Annotated in this window: 17 protein-coding genes and 1 pseudogene; 5 read left to right on the top strand and 13 right to left on the bottom strand. The window is 57.8% G+C overall.

The features are described from left to right. Window positions 1–68 precede the first annotated feature (68 nt). Window positions 69–428, bottom strand: coding sequence for a hypothetical protein (locus tag CK220_RS31665; protein ID WP_141245241.1), 360 nt, complete (start codon window positions 426–428; stop codon window positions 69–71). A gap of 87 nt (window positions 429–515) precedes the next feature. Here CK220_RS31665 and CK220_RS27410 point away from each other — a divergent pair, with 87 nt between their 5' ends. Together CK220_RS27410 and CK220_RS27405 are read left to right on the top strand one after the other, a co-directional pair. Then, window positions 516–1,268, top strand: a complete 753-nt coding sequence (locus CK220_RS27410) for a carbonic anhydrase (RefSeq protein ID WP_095814519.1) — start codon at window positions 516–518, stop codon at window positions 1,266–1,268. Between the two features lie 158 nt (window positions 1,269–1,426). Beyond that, window positions 1,427–3,943, top strand: a complete 2,517-nt coding sequence (locus tag CK220_RS27405) for an ATP-binding protein (RefSeq protein WP_095814518.1) — start codon at window positions 1,427–1,429, stop codon at window positions 3,941–3,943. Window positions 3,944–4,061: 118 nt separating this feature from the next. Here the strand turns inward: CK220_RS27405 and virB11 are convergent, their stop codons facing one another. The 11 genes from virB11 to CK220_RS27350 all read right to left on the bottom strand — a co-directional run bounded on the left by virB11 (window position 4,062) and on the right by CK220_RS27350 (window position 13,484). After that, a complete protein-coding gene (virB11, locus tag CK220_RS27400; protein ID WP_095814517.1) occupies window positions 4,062–5,102 on the bottom strand; it encodes a P-type DNA transfer ATPase VirB11 in 1,041 nt (346 codons plus the stop codon). Next, complete coding sequence (gene virB10, locus CK220_RS27395) at window positions 5,086–6,228, bottom strand: type IV secretion system protein VirB10 (protein WP_095814516.1); 1,143 nt, start codon at window positions 6,226–6,228, stop codon at window positions 5,086–5,088. The genes virB11 and virB10 overlap by 17 nt, the downstream gene beginning before the upstream one ends. Beyond that, window positions 6,225–7,106, bottom strand: a complete 882-nt coding sequence (virB9, locus tag CK220_RS27390; RefSeq protein WP_095814515.1) for a P-type conjugative transfer protein VirB9 — start codon at window positions 7,104–7,106, stop codon at window positions 6,225–6,227. The genes virB10 and virB9 overlap by 4 nt, the downstream gene beginning before the upstream one ends. Next, window positions 7,103–7,816 carry a type IV secretion system protein VirB8 gene (locus tag CK220_RS27385; protein ID WP_095814514.1) on the bottom strand — a complete coding sequence of 238 codons (714 nt, stop codon included), beginning with the start codon at window positions 7,814–7,816 and terminating at the stop codon, window positions 7,103–7,105. The genes virB9 and CK220_RS27385 overlap by 4 nt, the downstream gene beginning before the upstream one ends. Continuing rightward, complete coding sequence (locus CK220_RS27380; protein WP_095814513.1) at window positions 7,813–7,971, bottom strand: type IV secretion system lipoprotein VirB7; 159 nt, start codon at window positions 7,969–7,971, stop codon at window positions 7,813–7,815. The genes CK220_RS27385 and CK220_RS27380 overlap by 4 nt, the downstream gene beginning before the upstream one ends. 25 nt (window positions 7,972–7,996) lie before the next feature. Beyond that, window positions 7,997–8,884, bottom strand: a complete 888-nt coding sequence (locus tag CK220_RS27375; protein ID WP_095814512.1) for a type IV secretion system protein — start codon at window positions 8,882–8,884, stop codon at window positions 7,997–7,999. 58 nt (window positions 8,885–8,942) lie between these two features. Next, on the bottom strand, window positions 8,943–9,626 hold the full coding sequence (locus CK220_RS27370; protein WP_095814511.1) for a type IV secretion system protein VirB5: 684 nt from the start codon (window positions 9,624–9,626) through the stop codon (window positions 8,943–8,945). Window positions 9,627–9,639: 13 nt separating this feature from the next. After that, a complete protein-coding gene (locus tag CK220_RS27365; protein ID WP_095814510.1) occupies window positions 9,640–12,009 on the bottom strand; it encodes a VirB4 family type IV secretion/conjugal transfer ATPase in 2,370 nt (789 codons plus the stop codon). Next, on the bottom strand, window positions 12,009–12,335 hold the full coding sequence (locus CK220_RS27360) for a type IV secretion system protein VirB3 (RefSeq protein ID WP_095814509.1): 327 nt from the start codon (window positions 12,333–12,335) through the stop codon (window positions 12,009–12,011). The genes CK220_RS27365 and CK220_RS27360 overlap by 1 nt, the downstream gene beginning before the upstream one ends. After that, window positions 12,335–12,640 carry a pilin major subunit VirB2 gene (virB2, locus tag CK220_RS27355; RefSeq protein WP_245429421.1) on the bottom strand — a complete coding sequence of 102 codons (306 nt, stop codon included), beginning with the start codon at window positions 12,638–12,640 and terminating at the stop codon, window positions 12,335–12,337. The genes CK220_RS27360 and virB2 overlap by 1 nt, the downstream gene beginning before the upstream one ends. A 73-nt stretch (window positions 12,641–12,713) precedes the next feature. Beyond that, a complete protein-coding gene (locus CK220_RS27350) occupies window positions 12,714–13,484 on the bottom strand; it encodes a type IV secretion system lytic transglycosylase VirB1 (RefSeq protein ID WP_095814507.1) in 771 nt (256 codons plus the stop codon). A gap of 111 nt (window positions 13,485–13,595) precedes the next feature. Here CK220_RS27350 and CK220_RS31660 point away from each other — a divergent pair, with 111 nt between their 5' ends. From CK220_RS31660 to CK220_RS32635, 3 genes and pseudogenes are all read left to right on the top strand, one after another. Further along, window positions 13,596–13,955, top strand: a complete 360-nt coding sequence (locus CK220_RS31660; protein ID WP_141245240.1) for a hypothetical protein — start codon at window positions 13,596–13,598, stop codon at window positions 13,953–13,955. A gap of 497 nt (window positions 13,956–14,452) precedes the next feature. Next, window positions 14,453–15,172: a response regulator gene (locus tag CK220_RS27345; protein ID WP_095814506.1), complete on the top strand. Its 720-nt coding sequence runs from the start codon at window positions 14,453–14,455 to the stop codon at window positions 15,170–15,172. A gap of 26 nt (window positions 15,173–15,198) precedes the next feature. Then, a pseudogene (locus tag CK220_RS32635) lies at window positions 15,199–15,705 on the top strand (ISKra4 family transposase); the annotation flags it as partial. Window positions 15,706–15,808: 103 nt separating this feature from the next. Here the strand turns inward: CK220_RS32635 and CK220_RS27340 are convergent. After that, window positions 15,809–17,252, bottom strand: a 1,444-nt coding sequence (locus CK220_RS27340) for a Ulp1 family isopeptidase (RefSeq protein ID WP_245429418.1), incomplete at its 5' end; no start/stop codon positions are given.

Genomic DNA, 17,252 nt, shown 5'->3' with positions numbered 1-17,252 from the left:
CCGCATCGAGACTCGCCGCCAACAGCTTCGACACGGGGCGGCCCTGAGCTGCTTGAGAGGGCGAAGGTTCAATAGCCCACCGGAGTGAGGCGCTCAGTACCGCGCATTGCGCGTGAATGCATCCAAAACGTGAATGTTCGTAATTGAAGCAATCGATTTTTCTGGTCGACGGATGATGAATATGAAGGCGTCACGAGGCCGAGGATGCGATCGGAATACCAGGCAACCGGTGGTCGTGGAAGCAACAACCACGTATTCGGCGCAGATAGCTCGGACCAGGTGAGAATGGCCGCTACAAACCGCATACCGTCGGTGAGGACAATGACAAGCTCAGCGGCGGTCCCGACAAGGATGTCGTCTAACGCCGCATTGAAGCGCTGCGTGGTGCGCTGGTCGTATGCCGAGTTGTTCGGCCTAGTTGCTATCATGCTGCCACATCAGGTGGTTGCGACCGCAGTTCCCGCCATGCCAACCGCAAATAATAAACTCGATTCACGTCCAGGAGCGAAAGCAATATGCATCGTCGAAATCTGATCAAAGGGTTCGTTGCACTCGGCGCGTGTCCCATTTGCGCTGATGCCGCGGGGGCGGCGAGCACCCATTGGGGATATGCCGGCCCGGCCGGGCCCGAACACTGGGGCGATCTGGATAAGAGAAATTTCGTCTGCTCGGCGGGCACACAGCAATCGCCGGTCGATATCAAAGGCGCGGTCAAAGCGGATATTCCGCGCATCGCCATAGGTTGGCACAGGGGCGGCGGCAGGATGGTGAACAACGGCCACACCATTCAGATCAACCTGCCGCAAGGCAGCACGCTCACTCGAGGGGATCGTGTCTATGAGCTGCTCCAGTTCCATTTCCATGCGCCAAGCGAGCACCACGTCGCGGGCAAGAGCTTCCCGATGGAAGCGCATTTTGTCCATAAGGACACCGACAGCGACACTCTGGGTGTGCTGGGCGTTTTTCTAGCGCCAGGCGCCACAAATGCCAGCTTTGCCAGGCTTGCTGCAGCATTTCCCGCAACATCAGGCGAAGAGGCAGCAGTCGACGAGGTCGACCCGAACGGGCTTCTGCCGGCTTCGCTTGGCTACTGGACATATGAAGGATCTTTGACGACGCCGCCATGCACCGAAAACGTCGACTGGATGGTGGCCACGGAACCGGTTGAGGTCGACCCAGCGGACATCAAGCGCTTTACCTCGCTCTATCCCCGGAACGCGCGCCCTATCCGTTCACCCAATCGGCGCTTCATCCTGGGCCTCCCCTGAGGGGCCCTGCCGCCGTGAGGGGGCGAAGCGCCGCCTGCGCGGATATTCATCTGCTTCCAAGATCGTAAGGCGCCCGTTGGGCGCTCATTCTGGTCCTGAAAGCGGACCATGACCAAATTCGGCAACGGTGTTTAAGCCGTCCAAGGAGAGAGGTAAGCGTGGCTTTCCTGTTCCAGCAGCATCTGGCCGCATACCGAACCCAGGTGGCGCTGGAATTCACGTCGGACCGTCGCCAGGCGTGCACCACGGATCAAACGCCGTTTCCTTGGAAAACATGGCTCACTTCCGACAAAGCAATTCTAATTGCCCTAGCCGCCTCGATTGCACTCTTGGTCGGAACGCAGTGGCAGGCTCCCGAGATCAACGACGCGGTCCTAAGCCAGTTGCGTACCATTCAGATCAACGATGCATTGCTCCAGCGGGACCTCGCTCGCGCGCGAACCGATATGGCATTGGACTTCCGTTCGGTTGCGTCTACCGGACAGGCGCTGCAAAGCGACATCGAAAACTTGCAACACCATCTCGAGATTTCGCCCGATGAGAGCTCCAGAGAATCCGCACTGCTCGCGCAGCTTAAAAACTCGATCGAAAACACTGACGCTGCTATCTCAGCCTGGGTCAAGCAAAACCAGCTCATGAAAAGCTCTGTCGCAGACCTTGCTCGCTCGATTTTTCTCCCTGGAGAGGCACCGTCCGGCAGGCTTGAACCTTCCAAGCTAGTGCTGTGGCTCAACCTCGCATCACACATGGATCACCCTCTCGAGCGATTTGCCAGGCAGGCCCGGGCTGCCGCGGATGTTGTGGGCAAGGCCGGCGCTGCGGTGTCTTCCTTATGGAGGTTGGACCAAGCTGCCAATCAGATCGCATTGCTCGACACGTCCTCCAAGGCTGCCGAACTGGAGCGAGAGCATCTGAAAGGCTACAGCCTCGCCCGCGCGCAAGCGCAGCGTGCGCGACTTTTCTTTGGCTTGCTGTCCATAAGCATCTGCTTGTTTATGATCATTCGATCCTCCAGACAGCGTCTGCGGACGAACCGACTGAAAAGGCGGTTGGAGCTTGAAGAGGCGATGAGCGAGATCGAAGCTCGCTTCAACGACAGTAGAGCAAAGGACGACGCGGCGCGCTTTTCCACCGAAGCAGCGCTTAGACTCGTTCAACGCGTTTTCGGTGCGGATCAATGCGCGCTTGCTCTGGTGGATCCGAGCCTCAGCAGGCATACTGAGTGCTTTGTGGCAAACGCGTGCATACCCGTCTGGAACCTCGCCCTTATTGATGAAGTCGTTTCACTTGTCTGCGCCGGACGGCCACTGTTTCGCGTAGTTCCTGCGGCCGAAGTGGTTCAGACCGCCATAGGCACCTCCGGTGTTTGTCAAATTGTTGCTTGCAGGGCCTCCGCTCAGCAGGCTGCGGTTTGTATCCTTGTTTTTGAACGAGCTTGCTCACTCCCCTCAGCTGACGACCTCCGGGTTCTTGGCAGTGCTATTGTGCGTTTGAGCCACCATCTTGAGATGCAACGTGTAAATGCCGAACGCGACCTTCTGGTGAGTCGATGGGAGCATTTGGAAAGGCTAAGGACCGTCGGCACGATCGCAAGCGGTGCCACACATGAGTTCAACAATATTTTAGGCGCAATAATCGGATATTCAGAGGTTGCCCAAGGTCTTGTACGTCGTCCGTCTAGACTTCGGAACCACATCGACCAAATCATCTTAGCTGGACATCGCGCCAAGCTGATCGTTGACCAGATCTTGTCACTCAGCCGAAATCAAAAGCGCGTGGCAGCGCCTATCAGCGTCTCCGAGATTGTTATCGGTCTTGCGCCATTGCTGCGGGTTACGGTTCGTGCGGGTGTTCAGTTGAACTTTAAGATCGACAAGGGGCAAACGGTGGTCGAGGGCAGCCCAACCGAGATACAGCAGATCCTTATGAATCTGTGCAAGAACGCGTCGGAGGCTGTCTTGAACGAGGGCCGTGTCGAGATAAGCGTTTCTCGCGCCCGGGTGTGCCAAACAAAGCCGCTGGCTCAGGGCACCTTGAGACGTGGAGATTACGTTCTCCTCTCCATCAGCGACGATGGTCCAGGAATTGCAACGTCGATACTTCCGCATGTTTTTGAGCCCTTTTTTACCACCCGCTCTCGCGTCGGCGGGACCGGGCTGGGGCTTGCTGCGGTTGACAGGCACGTGAGCGCGCTCGCAGGATGCCTTGACGTCACCTCGGCTGTTGGCCGAGGTACCCGCTTCGATATCTACTTACCGGCCTCCGAGGAGGAACCAGTCAGCGCTGACATCGCTGTCGGCCCATACGACGGGTCACTTGGCAGCGGAGAAATCATTGCAGTCGTGGAGCCCGACCCAGCAGAGTTGGAGACCTACACGAAGAAGATCGTCGCGCTGGGTTATGAGCCGGTCGGCTTCGCGACCTTCGAAAGCCTTTGCGGCTGGATCGAGAGTGGGAAGGCAACCGACCTGCTGATTTTGGGTAAAGCGCCTTTCCTCGAGCGAGGACAGGCCGAACCCATATGCCCCACCCTCATGGCGGTGCCTGTCATAGTCGTCGGTGAGATCGACCCCATGCCGGTCACATTTGATAATCAGGCCTTCGTCTTTTGGTTATCGAAGCCGGTCTCGTCCCGGACAATGGAGCACGCGGTTCGTACCATGATGATGGCATGATGCCGCCGACTCGCTCAGGCTACCCAAAGCCATCTCACGAGCCCCGTCAAAAGAGATATCGACGCAGAACAAAAGACGCGTCTCGTCACCGACTTAAGATCCCGAGGTTATTCCAGCCTCAGTGCTTGTTGAGAAGGTCGGCTACTGTCTCTCCCCGTCGCCGGGCATCGGCGGCGAGCCATACCTCTCCCACTTCATACACGTCGCCTTGGGTACGGAACGGTACAATGACGTCAATGGCAGCCGACAGCATGTCAAGAAGCGTGCGGTCTTCCACAGCGGCTCCTTGCGCGCTGCTCTTGACGAGTGAAAACAGCTTTTTAAAACCTTGGACCGGATCCGCCCCATGAATCGTTGATATCGATCCCGCATGGCCGGAGACGACTTCGCTAAGGTAGGCCCAAGCCGCATCATCGCGCATCTCGCCAAGCAATATTCGATCAGGGCGCATGCGCAAGCTGGCTTGCAACAGTTGCTCGGCTGTCACCGCACCAACGCCTGCTCGATCCTTCGGATAGAGTAACCGGACATGGTTCTCGTGCGGGATTGCAAGTTCGAGCGTATCCTCGATGCTGATCAACCTCTCTTGCGGGGGTATAGCGTCGATCAAAGTCTTGCTCATTGTCGTTTTCCCGCTTCCCGTAGGTCCGCAAAGCAGCATCGTGAGCCGCCCGCAAACGCAGGCCCGCAGAAATTGCTCCAGGTCACCGTGGTCGTAGTGGTGAAGAATCGTTTCGTCCTGCCGCTCCTGACGCTCTTTCCTGGTCCGCCATTGATTCCAACGTGAGTATTCGTAGCGAGAAGAAACTTCCTTGAGTTCGGTCACACGACTTGAGGGACGCCGTATCGTCAGGCTTATTGTTCCTGAGGGTACAGCGGGTGGCAAACAGATCTGCAGCCGCTCTCCGTTCGGCAACTCAGTCGCACACAGGGGGCTTTGCGGTCCGACATCTTGCTTGCGCAACGCTCCAGCGAGTATCGCGATGTCCTCCAGATCGTCATAAGATAGCGGTAGCGGATGTTTCGTGAAAACGCCGGCCTGCCGGACAAAGGCTTCCCCAGGCCGGTTGATAGCGACCTCTTCGGTTCTTGCCTCCTCAAGCCATTTTAGAACGGGCTCGAGAAGCAACCGCAGCTGAGGGTCAGCCTCCGATGGCATTGTTGTCTCCCCTGCGTTCGCGATGGTGGCGGCTTGGCGCCGCGGCAGTCGCTCTAAGGTCGTATACATCTGAAAAATCGAGGTCGCGAGCCACAAAGATGGATACAGCATCTCCCTGGTTTTTCTTCAGGGTTGGCGGAATGTTGACCGTCGCTCTCAGTGTCGCCTCGACTGCTTGTCCACCATTGCTCTGGAAGCTGTTGATCCCGCTTCCTCCGCCAGAGCTGGCCGCGTATTGACCGGCCGCTTGAAACGTGCCTTGGATGACGCTCATGAGAATCGCGCCGCCAAAGCGTTCCCGGAAGTGACTGTCCACCGTGCCAGGCATTCCGGAGCGGCCGAGCTCATCCGCGCCGGGGGATGCTATCGAAACGAGGGCATGGTCAGGTGTTTCGATGCGCGTCCACAGGACGAAGACACGCGCATCCCCCTGCTGGAGACCGCGCTGGATTTCGCCAATCACGATCGTCCCGCGGTCCAATAGCACGACATTGTTGGTTGTGCCGCGGACGTCCTTAGGTAAGACGCACTTCACATAGCCGGGCAAATTTGTATCGACCGCCGTCTGCAAAATGCAGGGAATGATCGTTCCTTGAGTGATCACGAGATCAGGGTGCGGCAAAAGTGTGGCCCGGCTCGGCTCCTGTACATCGGGCTTCAATCGGCCTGACAGCTCGCCATCGATTGAAATCTCATCCTGCTTCGTGGGAGCATCCTTATGGTTGTCTTCGCTCCGCTGACCGTCATTGGGCATTTGACTGCTGCTGGTGTAGGCGAAAATTGGTGTTTCCTCCGGCGGCGCATCAGCTGGCGCCGTTGGGGGCGGCGGGGATGGCACAGGATCCGCCGCCTGCGCCACCTGTGCGGGTGCTGGAGGTTCGGGAGCAATCTCAATTGGCGCGGGGCGGAATGGCTCGGGGTTGGCGACGATTGGCGGTTTTGGCTGAGATGGCACGTCTTGTGTGCTGGAACGACCTCCGAGCCAGATGAGCGATAGAGATGAGATGAGGACAAGAGCAGCGACGGCCAACTTCTGCGATCCCGAAACATGCCGGCGGGTCGGCTCCGAGACCATCGATCCGGATGCATGGACATCATGTCCCGCCTGTGGGCCGGTTTCATTCATCGGTCCGAGCCTTTCAAAACGCGCCACACATCGGGCGTCACTGTACCGGTCCCTGGCGCTCGTCCCAAACGATCATAAGCCCTGTTGAAAATGGACAAGACCGTGTTGCCGTCTCTCAGACGCCATTCCCGGGCGACTGCGGATACTTCAACATAGTCCCCTTTGACCGTGTAATTGGCAGCGGCTTCCTTGCCGTCAGGATTGATAACGTAGAGGGAGGGGATGCGGGAATTGCTTGCGAAGCCAAATACGGTCGTAAAGCCATTGTCGAAAACTTCCAGCGGCGCCAGCGATCGATCGCCCTTTGCGACGTAGTGAAAATTTTTTTCCTCCGGACTGGCCGTTGCCGCAGGTCGATTCAACAAATCCTGAACTCTCTGTTGTTGCAGCACTTTCGCGCGGGCCTGAGCAAGTACCGAGCGCCTTTCTGCTTCCTTCCTCCGAGCAGCAGCCTCGTCCTCAGGATAGGTGAACTGCACACTGTAGTATAGGTCAGGTTGCTTCTCGTCGAGTTTTGGCATCGCTCTGGTTGAAATACTGAACACGTATCTCCGTGTACCCGACTCACTCTCGGCCAGCACGATCACCGGCTGCGGCGCGAGCATCCGGCTGGCCTTAAAGAAGAGGTAGTTGGCACGTGGGAGCGCAGCCAGGTCTTTGCTATTGGACACGGCCACGGCTGCGACGGTCTCATTGGCCGCGAATGTGACAACCAGCGTTGCCCCCACTGCGGTCGATAGGTGCACCACTTCGTCGGGGCGGTAAGCAAGGTAGCGCATCCGGGCATCATGCTTGCCGGCAAGTGGTGTGTCTTCCGCAAACGCCTCCATTGTCAGGAAGAGTGAACAAGCCAGCGCGAGAAACGCTCTTTTTGTCATGGCTGCACATTGCCCAGGTTGGATACGGTATCTTCCGAGGCTTGATAGGACGTGACGAGTAGACCTCCCGGATTGGTGAGCCTCGATTGCGCCGGCAGACCCGTCAGGCGCTCGTAGCGGATGGTAGCTGTCCAGGTGGTCACTATCGGCGGCTGCCCATCGACAACAAGCATACGTTTGTATCGGATCTGCTGAACGTCGGGACTGATGTCGTTTGAGGAAATATGCCCGACCTCGAGCCTGCCGCGTTTGCCGACCGTGACTTGCGGCGAAGTGGGATTCGGATAGTTGAAGAACTCTTGATATTGCTGTTGCACGGCCGGTGCGCTGAAACTGGATACGAGGTCATAGGCATATTGGGCCGTATCTGCCGTGTAGCCCTCGCGCAGGCGTACATATTCCCAAAGCGAAGCATTTATGACGGCTCGGTCTTGGGTTGCGGGCAGCTGAGAAATTGACACTTCGCTGTCAACGGTCCCGTCCGGCCGTACCCAGAGGAACACAGGTACGAGCTTGGCCAACGGGACCATGGCAGCGATGGTGAATGCTTGGGCAACGTTTCCTAGGACCGCCACCGCCGCAAAGGCTATAAGGGCCTTTGACAGGCGCCGCGCAGACTTCGCTCGTGTAGTTTGAAACGCTTCCACCTTCTTGTAGTGAGCGGCTAGCGTTTCTCTCTCCACCAGAAGGGCATGTTCAGGAAATTTCACTTGGGCTCTTCCGCACACTCGACCTGAAGATCCTCAGGGGTGGTTTCCCATTGTCCCGCGTTGAGTTGGAATGGCGTACCCGTGCAGGTCGCAAGCCGATCGGTTGTCTTGCAGGCCGCCAAAGCGAGGATTGACAAAAGTAGATAGCGTTTCATGTTTTTGGCACCGCTTGTTGATTGATTAACGACCCGCCGTTTTGGCAAAGTAGCGATTGAGGTTGTTTAAGGGTCGGTTCGCCCCTGCCCAAGAGCCGCCGGCGATGCTGCTGGCGATCGTCGGAAGTGCGACGATCAGAGCGTCGCCAGCCAGGAAAAGCATGTCGAGTTCGTAAAGTCCGATGATCTTGGCTGCTGTCGTGCTCGACAATTTGATGATCAAAAGCATGGCTACCAGCGAGGCTGCTTCGGCCGCGATAACTATAGTCGCAACGATGTTGAGAAGGAGAAGCAGCAGCCCGTACGAGAGCAGTTGGCCGATCCATCTGGTGGCCATGTCTCGAGTGTGATCAAAAAGGTACCCGACAAGAACCAGGGGGCCGATCGTCAAGAGCACCTTCGTCAAAATTCCAACGGCATCATAGATTTCGAATGCTGTCCACAGCGAGCCGTAGAAAATCCATTGCGCCCCCTCAAAAGCAATTATGTCCTGGCTGTTCATTGGCCCAATTTCGGAAGCAATCATCTGAAAGGCATACTGAGTTGAAGCAAACATCCAGTCGAGCTTCCGGGGAATATCGATGAAGGGCAAGTCGCTGCCACTGATGTCGTGAGCAAATCTCGGAATCGTGTCGTCGAAGACCGTTTCAATGTATATCTGGTAGTTGGCCTGTCCCAAGATAAGGCCGACGACAATCGACACCATGATTACGCGCGAGATACCTCCACGCGCATCGACTTGACCACGCATGACCAGACAGCCTTGGATTATTATCCAAAGCGTCACACACGCAACCAGAGGCGCGCTGATCGCCTCTTGGATTTTTTTAAGCACGTTGTGCAGCCCTGACGTAAAGGCCAGATGAAAGATCGTGTGTATGGCCGTGAATGGCGCGGGAATCTTGAAATTCATGGCCTGAGCCTGGTTTGTCCCTGATCAGCGCAACTGAGCCGGATGAACTCTGCGTCGTTCACGGGAGGCTGCTGAAAATCTTGGCGGTGTCCTGGCGTTCGCGACGCTGCGTTGCGGCCTCCTCGACGGCGTGAAGGCTCCCTTGTGCAGTGGCCATCGTCAGCAGACTCGTGGCCTGGACATTTTGGATGACCGCATCGTGAATCTGCTTGAGGACCAGACCGTTGGTCACTGTGGCCTGCACAATATTCCGGGAGCGGGAAAGCTGACCAAGCGTGTCGGCGTTGTTCTTAAGGCGCTTGTCCATCACTTCCAGAGTGTCGGCTGCAAGAGCTGCGGCATTGGCGGCGCCAGTGATTTGCCCCTTTAACAGTTTCCCTTCTGCATCGGTGCCGGTGACTATCCTGGTTGGGTCCTGCGCAATGTTACGCGCCATGGTAGAACCTGGCGCCCGAGCATCAAACATCTGCCCCTCCAGTTTGTTGCTCGACGGGTAGTGATTTCCTTGGTTCAGTGCGCCCAGCAGTCCCGTGACAGCAAATGACGACTTCAGCATCTCCACCATTTCGATCGTGGTAGCGAGCGTCTCGGCTGACTTTATAAGGATCGCCGCGGTCGAACCCGCTGTTAAGGCCGATTGTATTTCCGTTGCCGGGTCGCTGACTATAAATTGCGACCGGGCCTGTGTGCTCAGCAGAAAGGAAGCAGCAAGCGTCGTTGCTGCAAGCTTGGCAAATCTCATGAATATTCCTCCGTCAGTCTTGAACTTCGTGGTAACGAGCCATGAACTTGTCGAGCCACGCACTTGGGGCATCCCCGTGCTGGTCACGAAGCTGGTCGGCAAAGCGCACGGTGTTGGCCCGCCCCGAGAGCACAGCTACATATTCGCGCATCTGGCCAAGATCGAATTCGCAAACGACACTCCCGCTGTCGCGCTTGAGCAAAAACTTGCGGCTGCCAATTGCCATTCCCTGGCGGATTGCCTCAAACTCCTGCGTGGTGCACTTCAAGCCATCGACATACGCAGCCCGATCCGCCGTCGGTGATGGGTAGAAAATCTTCGTCATGCATTGTGCAACGAGACTGGCTCCGAGGGGCGATTCAAGCACGTGTTCAGGCTGCTGCGTTGCTAGTATCAACATCCCGTTGTTCTTGCGGACAGTGAGCAAGAACTTGTCGATAACAGCCGAGAATTGGGGGTTGAGCAGATAGAAGCGAAATTCGTCGCAGCTCATGACGAACCGGCGGCCATCGACAACAGCGCCCACGCGGTGCAGAAGATACGCTGCGGCCGGCGCACAGACCTCCTCAAATTCCAGGAGCTGTGTCATGTCGAAGCCCGTAATCGAGGCGTCCAGCCTTACTTCGTCGACATCGCCGTCAAAGGCCCATCCAAGCGCGTTCCCTCTGCACCACCGCTGCAGCCGCGCTCCAGCGCCCTCGGAGGGGCCGTGCAGCAGGAATTCGCGCAGGCCCGCAATTGAGCGCATGACGGGTTCGAACGAAAGTTGACGAACAATGCCACGTTCCAGTCGACGGCTTTCCTCCGGCGAGATCGGGCCACGGCCGTCACTCTCGATTAGAGCGACCAACCATTCGCGCAGAAAGTCCAACGAGGCGGAGCTGTTGTCCAGTCCACGCAGAGGGGCCATGCCGCTCGGAGTGCCTCTGCGCAACGCTAGATATGTCCCTCCGGTGGCTCGCACCAGCAGTTCACCACCCCGGTCCTTATCGAAAAAGACGATGGCACCATCGCGATCGACCACGCTTTGCTCAAGCATCGCGAGGATAAAGGTCATCAGCGTTGTCTTGCCTTTGCCGACGGGCCCGAATATCGCCGTCATGCCGACGTCATTCTCATGGGGGATGTAGTCGAAAGAAGTTCCACCATTGGTGCGAAAGCGCGCAACAGCTTTGCCCCAGTGGCCAGAAGTGGAACCACTTGGGAAGTTCTCAAAAGAGACAAGCCCGGCAAAATTGTGCGAGGTGATCGCCCCGGGGCGCGTGCGCCACTTGTTGTTCCCCGGAAGTTGGGACCAGTACGCGGCTTCCATGCCGATACCCTCTTGCACGATAACCGCGCCTGCGTCGGCCAGCCTTGCGCGCGCATTTGCTGCTCGATCTGCAAGGCTATTGAGGCTGTCGGCATAGACACATAGACTCAAATGATGTGAACCCATGACGAACTCGTTACTTGCCAATGCGTCCTCTGCCTCGGCAAGTTCACTGATCTGGGTGAGAGCCTTGTCGCCGGCGCTCGTCATCTGGCTGGACTTAAGGCTAAGCTTCGCATGAGCTTGCGGTCGAGTGAGAAAGGAAAAGCTCTGGCTGAGGACAAGCGGGAAGTTGGCGGACAGCAAGGGATTTAGCATGCCTGGCCGCGTCGTCGCCGGATATTCACGGAACGAAAACAATGAACCTACCGAGCTACCGTCGGGTCTTCGAATCTCAAGCGCCCGCTTCCCGCAGATGACCTGGTCAGTGTAGATCGAGGCGCCGAGTGAGCCGGTAACCATCGGAACCGGAAGAAACCGGCACGTCATTATCAGCCGAAGCGCCTCACCGATTTCAGTGAAGAGCACGTCGCCTTTTTCGCGAATACCCAACCGGCGCAGACCGTAACCGCCAAGTGACCCAGCAATGATCTGCCAGAGGTCCTCCAGGCTTCGCATTTGTGTGGCCAGATCGTTGTCATTCCGCTTGGGGGATTTGGCAATGCGCCAGCCGATCTTGCCGATTGCTGTGCGGGGGAACACGACCACAGTGAGGAAATGATCGTTGCGAAAGAGCTTGCCCGACAGCACACGGCTCTCGTAGGCCTCGCTCAGACTGCCAGCGAATGCACTTTGAAACTGGCGCGATGCCGGCTCCGGCACATCCTTGTTTCGCACAAGATGAGCATATAGCGTGACATTGTCATCGGCGATGTTGCGCAAGAGAGTGTTGAACGCGCGGCAGCGCGAGTTGCGCATCTCAGCGTCTTCCAAATCAAACGGCAGCCCGTTCACGTGTGCCATGGCCATGACCGATCCGTCTTCCAGAAGGACAACCTGGTCGCTTAGATGACCGACATATGGAAGATAGATCTCGCCAGATCTCTCGGTCCGGCCACTGGCGCCAAACATTACACCATTCCTCTTCCGCGTTTCGGCACTCTGATCGGATTGGCGCTTACGCTCGCGCCGCCCCAGACCTGCCCGTCCACGCTTCTGCCGGCCGTCTGCAAATAGAGGAACGCGACGCTTGCGGCGTTATAGTCGCGCTCAACAATCAGCCGTGCTCCGAACCAGAGTGGCACGAGCACGACTTCATAAAGTGGGTTCTTAAGAATAATGATGACGAGCCCCGCCAACATCATCAGCAATCCGGCCAGCGTGAGCGGCACCCCCAGAAACAGTGCGGGGCGTGTCGCCGCCACATAGAGGGTGCTCACTTCCAACCGGTCGCTCATCAGCCACCGCCTATGAGCGCCTTGCCCAGGAAACTGGCGCCAAACATGATGACGATCCCTCCAACGACACCCGCGACCAGGCCAAGTGAAGCACGACCGAACATCCAGGAGATACCGATGGCCACCAGCCCGAGCACGGCCAGTGATTGTCCGAAGGGGCCAAGTATGAAGGTGCAGATATTCTGGATCATCTTGGCAGGATCCGTCCCTCCGGTCACCTGGGCCGCGGCTGGCCCGCTGGAGAAGACCGTCCACGCCACGCCTGCAGCAGCGGCCGGTACATATTCAGCCGTAATGCGCAGCATGGAAAAAGGCGAAGGAACACGCGTTTTAAGCGCACGAAGGATTGCGAGAGGCTTCATCATTGTAACTCCATGATCAATCGAATACGAGCTTGTTCGGGTTAGAGGGTTCCAGACCTTGCGCAGCCTGATCGGAGGGATCGGCCCCGGAGCGGTTTGGCTGATATGAGCCCCAGATGTCCCAAGACTTTTGGTTGGGCTGCTTTGTATTGGCCTGTTGGCTCTGTTGGAGCAGAGGCGGCACGGTTTTCCGACCTGGTGCCTCAAGATGTGGCACTTCTCGGGCGGTCGGCTCCAGCATTCGCTCAAAGTGACTTGAGATGTCCTTTGCGGCCGACTCTACCTTGCGTACATAACCGTTGGCGAAGCCACGCGTGACGTCGCCGGTGTTATAGGCCGAGATGGCACGGCGAAGCGCCAGTTGCTGCGCTGGAGCAGTCGTGCCGCCGGCATACCGGCTTTCAAGCAAGTGGCCGGCAGCCGATAGGGAGGCGCAGGGCTCGAAAGCCTTTTCCGGCGTGAGACTGAGCATGGGAAAGTTCTTGCTGTTTATCTGCATCAATCCGACATCGACAGAATGTTGTGCTTCGAGGCGGTCCTTGATGCCCCGCGTGGCTTCCAGGTGATTTATCCAGCGAAGCTGCTCGCCTGTGGTGTTGTCATGAGCCACCAGCGTTTCAAAGCCACTTTCAATCTTGGCAATCGCGGCAAGGGTGGACGGCGCAACCCAGGGAGCGCATTCGCGCGAGAGGCGGTGGAACTCACGGGGCGAAAGTGGGGTGGGCGCGGCTGGAAGTGACATGGACGTCAACAGGGCAATAGCCAGCGGCCAAACTGCAATAAACATTCCCTATCACCTACCTTTCCAAGCCGCCGGACGGGTTCTGGCCCTTCCGGCACGCGCTTATCGGGGAGGTTTGTTACTGTGTGATGTTCAAGTTAAGCTTTTTGGTATCAATTGAAACAAAAGACATTTTTGCCGGGAGAAAAGACGCTAGCCGAGCTGGCAGCAGTAGATGTGGATGCGGAACTAGGCCACGAATTGGAGAAAGCAGCTTCTGGAAGGAGCCTCGAACCTGTTTCGCCGGGGCGGAAAAATCGCAGCCGAGGTGGACATAAAGCCGCCCATGCCCAAGGTCAGAGAGTGATGCTGGCGAACCCGGTTCAGCTGTTCGGCCGCGCACTGGATGAGTTGATCATACACGGTCCCATCAGCAGAAAACCGCACGCCTTGACCGAATCCGACGGGCTATCGCCGGGCACAATCAAGAGATTCGATTTTGGCGCTGCCGAGTTCGAGGTGCTGCCCGTGACGTGACAATGTGGAGGTCTCGCGAAGCTGAGAAATGTTAGGTCGGACGGTAACCGTTCTCTGCCAAACCTTTCAGGGACTCAAACTCGGCGCTGCTCAACCACGTCGGACTCACACGAGTCGGCCGATGTCGAAATGATTCCGGCCGCAAGTGCCAGATAACGTGACGATCATGCAACCACATTGGAGGCGATTCGGCATCCATGCCGTCGAACCCGAATAGTGTGAGCAGGCCCGCATCAAACTGACAAAACGGGGAATCACGATCCGGAAACCTTACGGCAAGCCATGTTAGCGCTTGAACCTGTCTGGCCTCACGGCTAGATGCATGCCGCCAATTCGCGATCGACAAAGGCCAGCTTTCTACCGATTCTGGACGACCAAGGCCCTCGTTACTGGCCGCCTGCAGCTCGGGTGGAACCAAGGGCAGCTGTTCTATATCGGTGCCCTAGAATTGCTCGGCAACAGCTTAGACAAGGCGATTCGAGATTGAAGGTGACCCGTTGAAACATGTTTTTGTCATCGATGATGATGCCGCAATGCGGCGCCTCATCGCCGAGTACCTCACGATGCATGCCTTGAAAGTAACCGTGGTCGCCGATAGCAAGCAGTTTGACTATGTTCTTGCACATGAGCCAGTCGATCTCGTGATTGTTGACCTTAACCTAGGCCGAGAGGATGGACTTGCGATCGTCCGCAATCTGGCGACAAAGTCGGACGTTCCGATCATAGTGATCAGCGGCGACCGGCTTGATGAGGCGGAAAAAGTGGTTGCACTGGAGCTCGGCGCAACCGATTTCATTGCCAAGCCTTTCGGGATGCGCGAATTCTTGGCCCGCATTCGGGTAGCGTTGCGCGAGCGCATTCCGCGAACCAGAGATCAGCGCTCATTTCGCTTTGGGGCCTGGAAGCTCAGCGTTAAGCAGCGACGTCTGATCTGTGAGGTGCGTGGCGAGGTCAAGCTTACTGCATGTGAGTTCAATCTCTTGATGGCGTTCCTGGAGAACCCACGCAACGTGTTATCCAGAGAACGGCTTTTGCTGGCGAGCCGTGTGCGTGGAGAAGAGGTGTATGATCGAAGTGTGGATGTCATGATCATGCGTCTGCGCCGAAAGCTGGAGGTTGACGCGGCCAATCCTCGCCTGGTCAAAACATCACGTGGTGCAGGGTACTTCTTCAACGCTGACGTAGATGTCAGCTACGGAGGCACCTCGGCCGCTTGACCGGGAGCTATTCTGGACTTCCCGAGTACATCCGCCACCGTGATGACCGGAAGAAAAATCGAGCTGATTGCAGGCCGCTCGCGGCCTGAAGACGGCGCTCCGCGCTACGTCGGTTTCATCCACGGCGGTGATCGCGAGCTGCAACGGCGCGTTCTCGACGACCTCAACAAGCAGGCGTCCAGACCAATCAGGATATTACCTTCATCACCGAGGGTGGGAAGGAAGTCCGCTCGCTCGCGGAATGATTGCACCGGCAAGCGACCATTGTCTCTACTGATTCCTCATCAGCATTCGCATCACGGTCCTTCGCCAGTTCGTGCAAGAGCCCGAAAACCACGACTAGCAGGACGGACAAGATCTGCTTGAAACCTTGCGCAGGAGGCGTCTTCTGGCATCGTAACGTCTATCTTGCCCGTGACGAACTCGCTGACCTGCAGTTCCACGCGGAAGGTCTCGAAGTCTCGAAGCAGGCCGGTCTTGCGAACATGCGCAAGTTCCTGACCGCCGTCGGCTGGTTCCAAGCCTACATCGCCTTCCCACAGTGCCAGCTAAAAAAGTCGGCAAGAGCTACGGTCCCGAGATTGCATCAGAGCCTCTGTCGTCAAAGAGCTGTTCTGCTTGACCCACCCATGGAGCTCAACGTCCCGCGTCGGAGCGCTCTCTGCTCCTGGAGGAAGCCATCAGATCCGCTCGGGCTTGATCGGGGGCTTGGCTGATGGACGTTGCGGTTGCTTCACTCAGCTGCCCGATGACGCTTTGCGGATTATCGGTCCTCTGCCTCTTCGCCGGTCTCAACAGCGCTGTGTAATGTTCAGTGTTTATGGTGACGCCCCCGCTGTTCACGCGGTTGCTCCTGTCAAGTGTACTCGTCAGCTCGTTCTGAGCCTCGCGCGGCTTGCTCAAGTGCTGGTCGAATGGCGCTGACGCGACTTGTCGGGCTTGCTGCTCTCGCGACACGGCGTGTTGCACCTGCGACCCGGCTACTCCAAGAGCCTCCGCGGGGACTGCGGCAAGCTCGTGCGGCAAGCGGCCCTGCCTCAGTCGGTTTTGTAGCGCCTGCCGATCGGCGACGAGGTTGTCGAGGTGCAGCGGCCGCTGCCGTTCCGGCCACTCTTGGTTCGCCAATCTCTGAACCAGCGCGCGCGTGCCGTCCACCACGAAGACGCCGCAATCAACACCGTTGTCCTGCCGGGCCATGCCGGGTGTCACCACGGTGGTCGCGTCCAGTCTTGCTGCGAGCTCTCGTGCAGGTGCGTCATTGTACCCCCGTCCATCGCGCTGACGGATGGAGTCGTAGTGATAGGCGACCACTCTTTCCGGGTCTCGGCGATCAACGAGCAGCAGCGACCAATGCTCAGGGGGTCCCGCATTCTCCACTGTAGCCAAAGGATTGCCGCTGTTCACTGGCAGGAACACGAAGTCGGCTGCGACGTCGCTGTGATGATAGATGGACAGCAAGGTAAGTTGCGGGTCCCGGTCGTGACGGCGCAGCTGCTGTGAGACCAAGGGATCCACCAGCCGCGTTCGGGCGGCGAGCACTGGGTGGGCCGCCTGCAGGTTCTGCTCCAGCAACTGGTAATCCCTGCTGATATGGGCGTCATCCAGCAGGTCGGGGCCGAGCACCGCCCCCCGGGGGAGGTTGGACGAACCTGACGGAAGCGCTCCCATCCGAGCATCGGAGGAGGTGGTCAGATCGACCAACGGAACACCGTGATAGGTGGCTGACAGCCTGGCGGTCGCTGGCGAGGCGGGCCCTGGAGCCCTTGGCGGTACTGCTGCTGCCGCTGCAGCTTCACTCATCGGACCCCGATCAACCGGCCAAAAGTCGTTGCGCCCTTCCGGCCTCTCGGCGGTGTAGCCGTGGCCTTTAATCTCGTAGTTCCATTCCGGCTTTTCCGCATCCGGCAAGAGGCCATGGCGGTTCAAGAAAGGGAGCATCGCGTCTGGCACGCGTTGGGCCCCATGGGAGAAGCCTTTGGGGACGGCGAATGAAACGTTTATGGAGTGCTCGATCGCAGCCGGGAGCTCAGGCCATGCGGAGCGCGCGGCCTCCGCATGCAGCCTTCCGATGTGTTCGGAC

The organism is Mesorhizobium sp. WSM3860 (genome assembly GCF_002294995.1).
In the GTDB taxonomy this organism is placed as follows: Bacteria; Pseudomonadota; Alphaproteobacteria; order Rhizobiales; family Rhizobiaceae; genus Mesorhizobium.
The sequence above is the reverse complement of the archived record's forward strand: the minus strand, read 5'-3'. Positions and strand labels throughout refer to the sequence as shown.

Bases quoted from the DNA above. Each gene is read 5' to 3' on its own strand.
- CK220_RS31665 (WP_141245241.1), bottom strand. From the start codon at position 428: ATGATAGCAACTAGGCCGAACAACTCGGCATACGACCAGCGCACCACG.
- CK220_RS27410 (WP_095814519.1), top strand. From the start codon at position 516: ATGCATCGTCGAAATCTGATCAAAGGGTTCGTTGCACTCGGCGCGTGT.
- virB11 (WP_095814517.1), bottom strand. From the start codon at position 5,102: ATGCCATCGGAGGCTGACCCTCAGCTGCGGTTGCTTCTCGAGCCCGTT.
- virB10 (WP_095814516.1), bottom strand. From the start codon at position 6,228: ATGAATGAAACCGGCCCACAGGCGGGACATGATGTCCATGCATCCGGA.
- virB9 (WP_095814515.1), bottom strand. From the start codon at position 7,106: ATGACAAAAAGAGCGTTTCTCGCGCTGGCTTGTTCACTCTTCCTGACA.
- CK220_RS27380 (WP_095814513.1), bottom strand. From the start codon at position 7,971: ATGAAACGCTATCTACTTTTGTCAATCCTCGCTTTGGCGGCCTGCAAG.
- CK220_RS27375 (WP_095814512.1), bottom strand. From the start codon at position 8,884: ATGAATTTCAAGATTCCCGCGCCATTCACGGCCATACACACGATCTTT.
- CK220_RS27370 (WP_095814511.1), bottom strand. From the start codon at position 9,626: ATGAGATTTGCCAAGCTTGCAGCAACGACGCTTGCTGCTTCCTTTCTG.
- CK220_RS27365 (WP_095814510.1), bottom strand. From the start codon at position 12,009: ATGTTTGGCGCCAGTGGCCGGACCGAGAGATCTGGCGAGATCTATCTT.
- CK220_RS27360 (WP_095814509.1), bottom strand. From the start codon at position 12,335: ATGAGCGACCGGTTGGAAGTGAGCACCCTCTATGTGGCGGCGACACGC.
- virB2 (WP_245429421.1), bottom strand. From the start codon at position 12,640: ATGCTGCGCATTACGGCTGAATATGTACCGGCCGCTGCTGCAGGCGTG.
- CK220_RS27350 (WP_095814507.1), bottom strand. From the start codon at position 13,484: ATGTTTATTGCAGTTTGGCCGCTGGCTATTGCCCTGTTGACGTCCATG.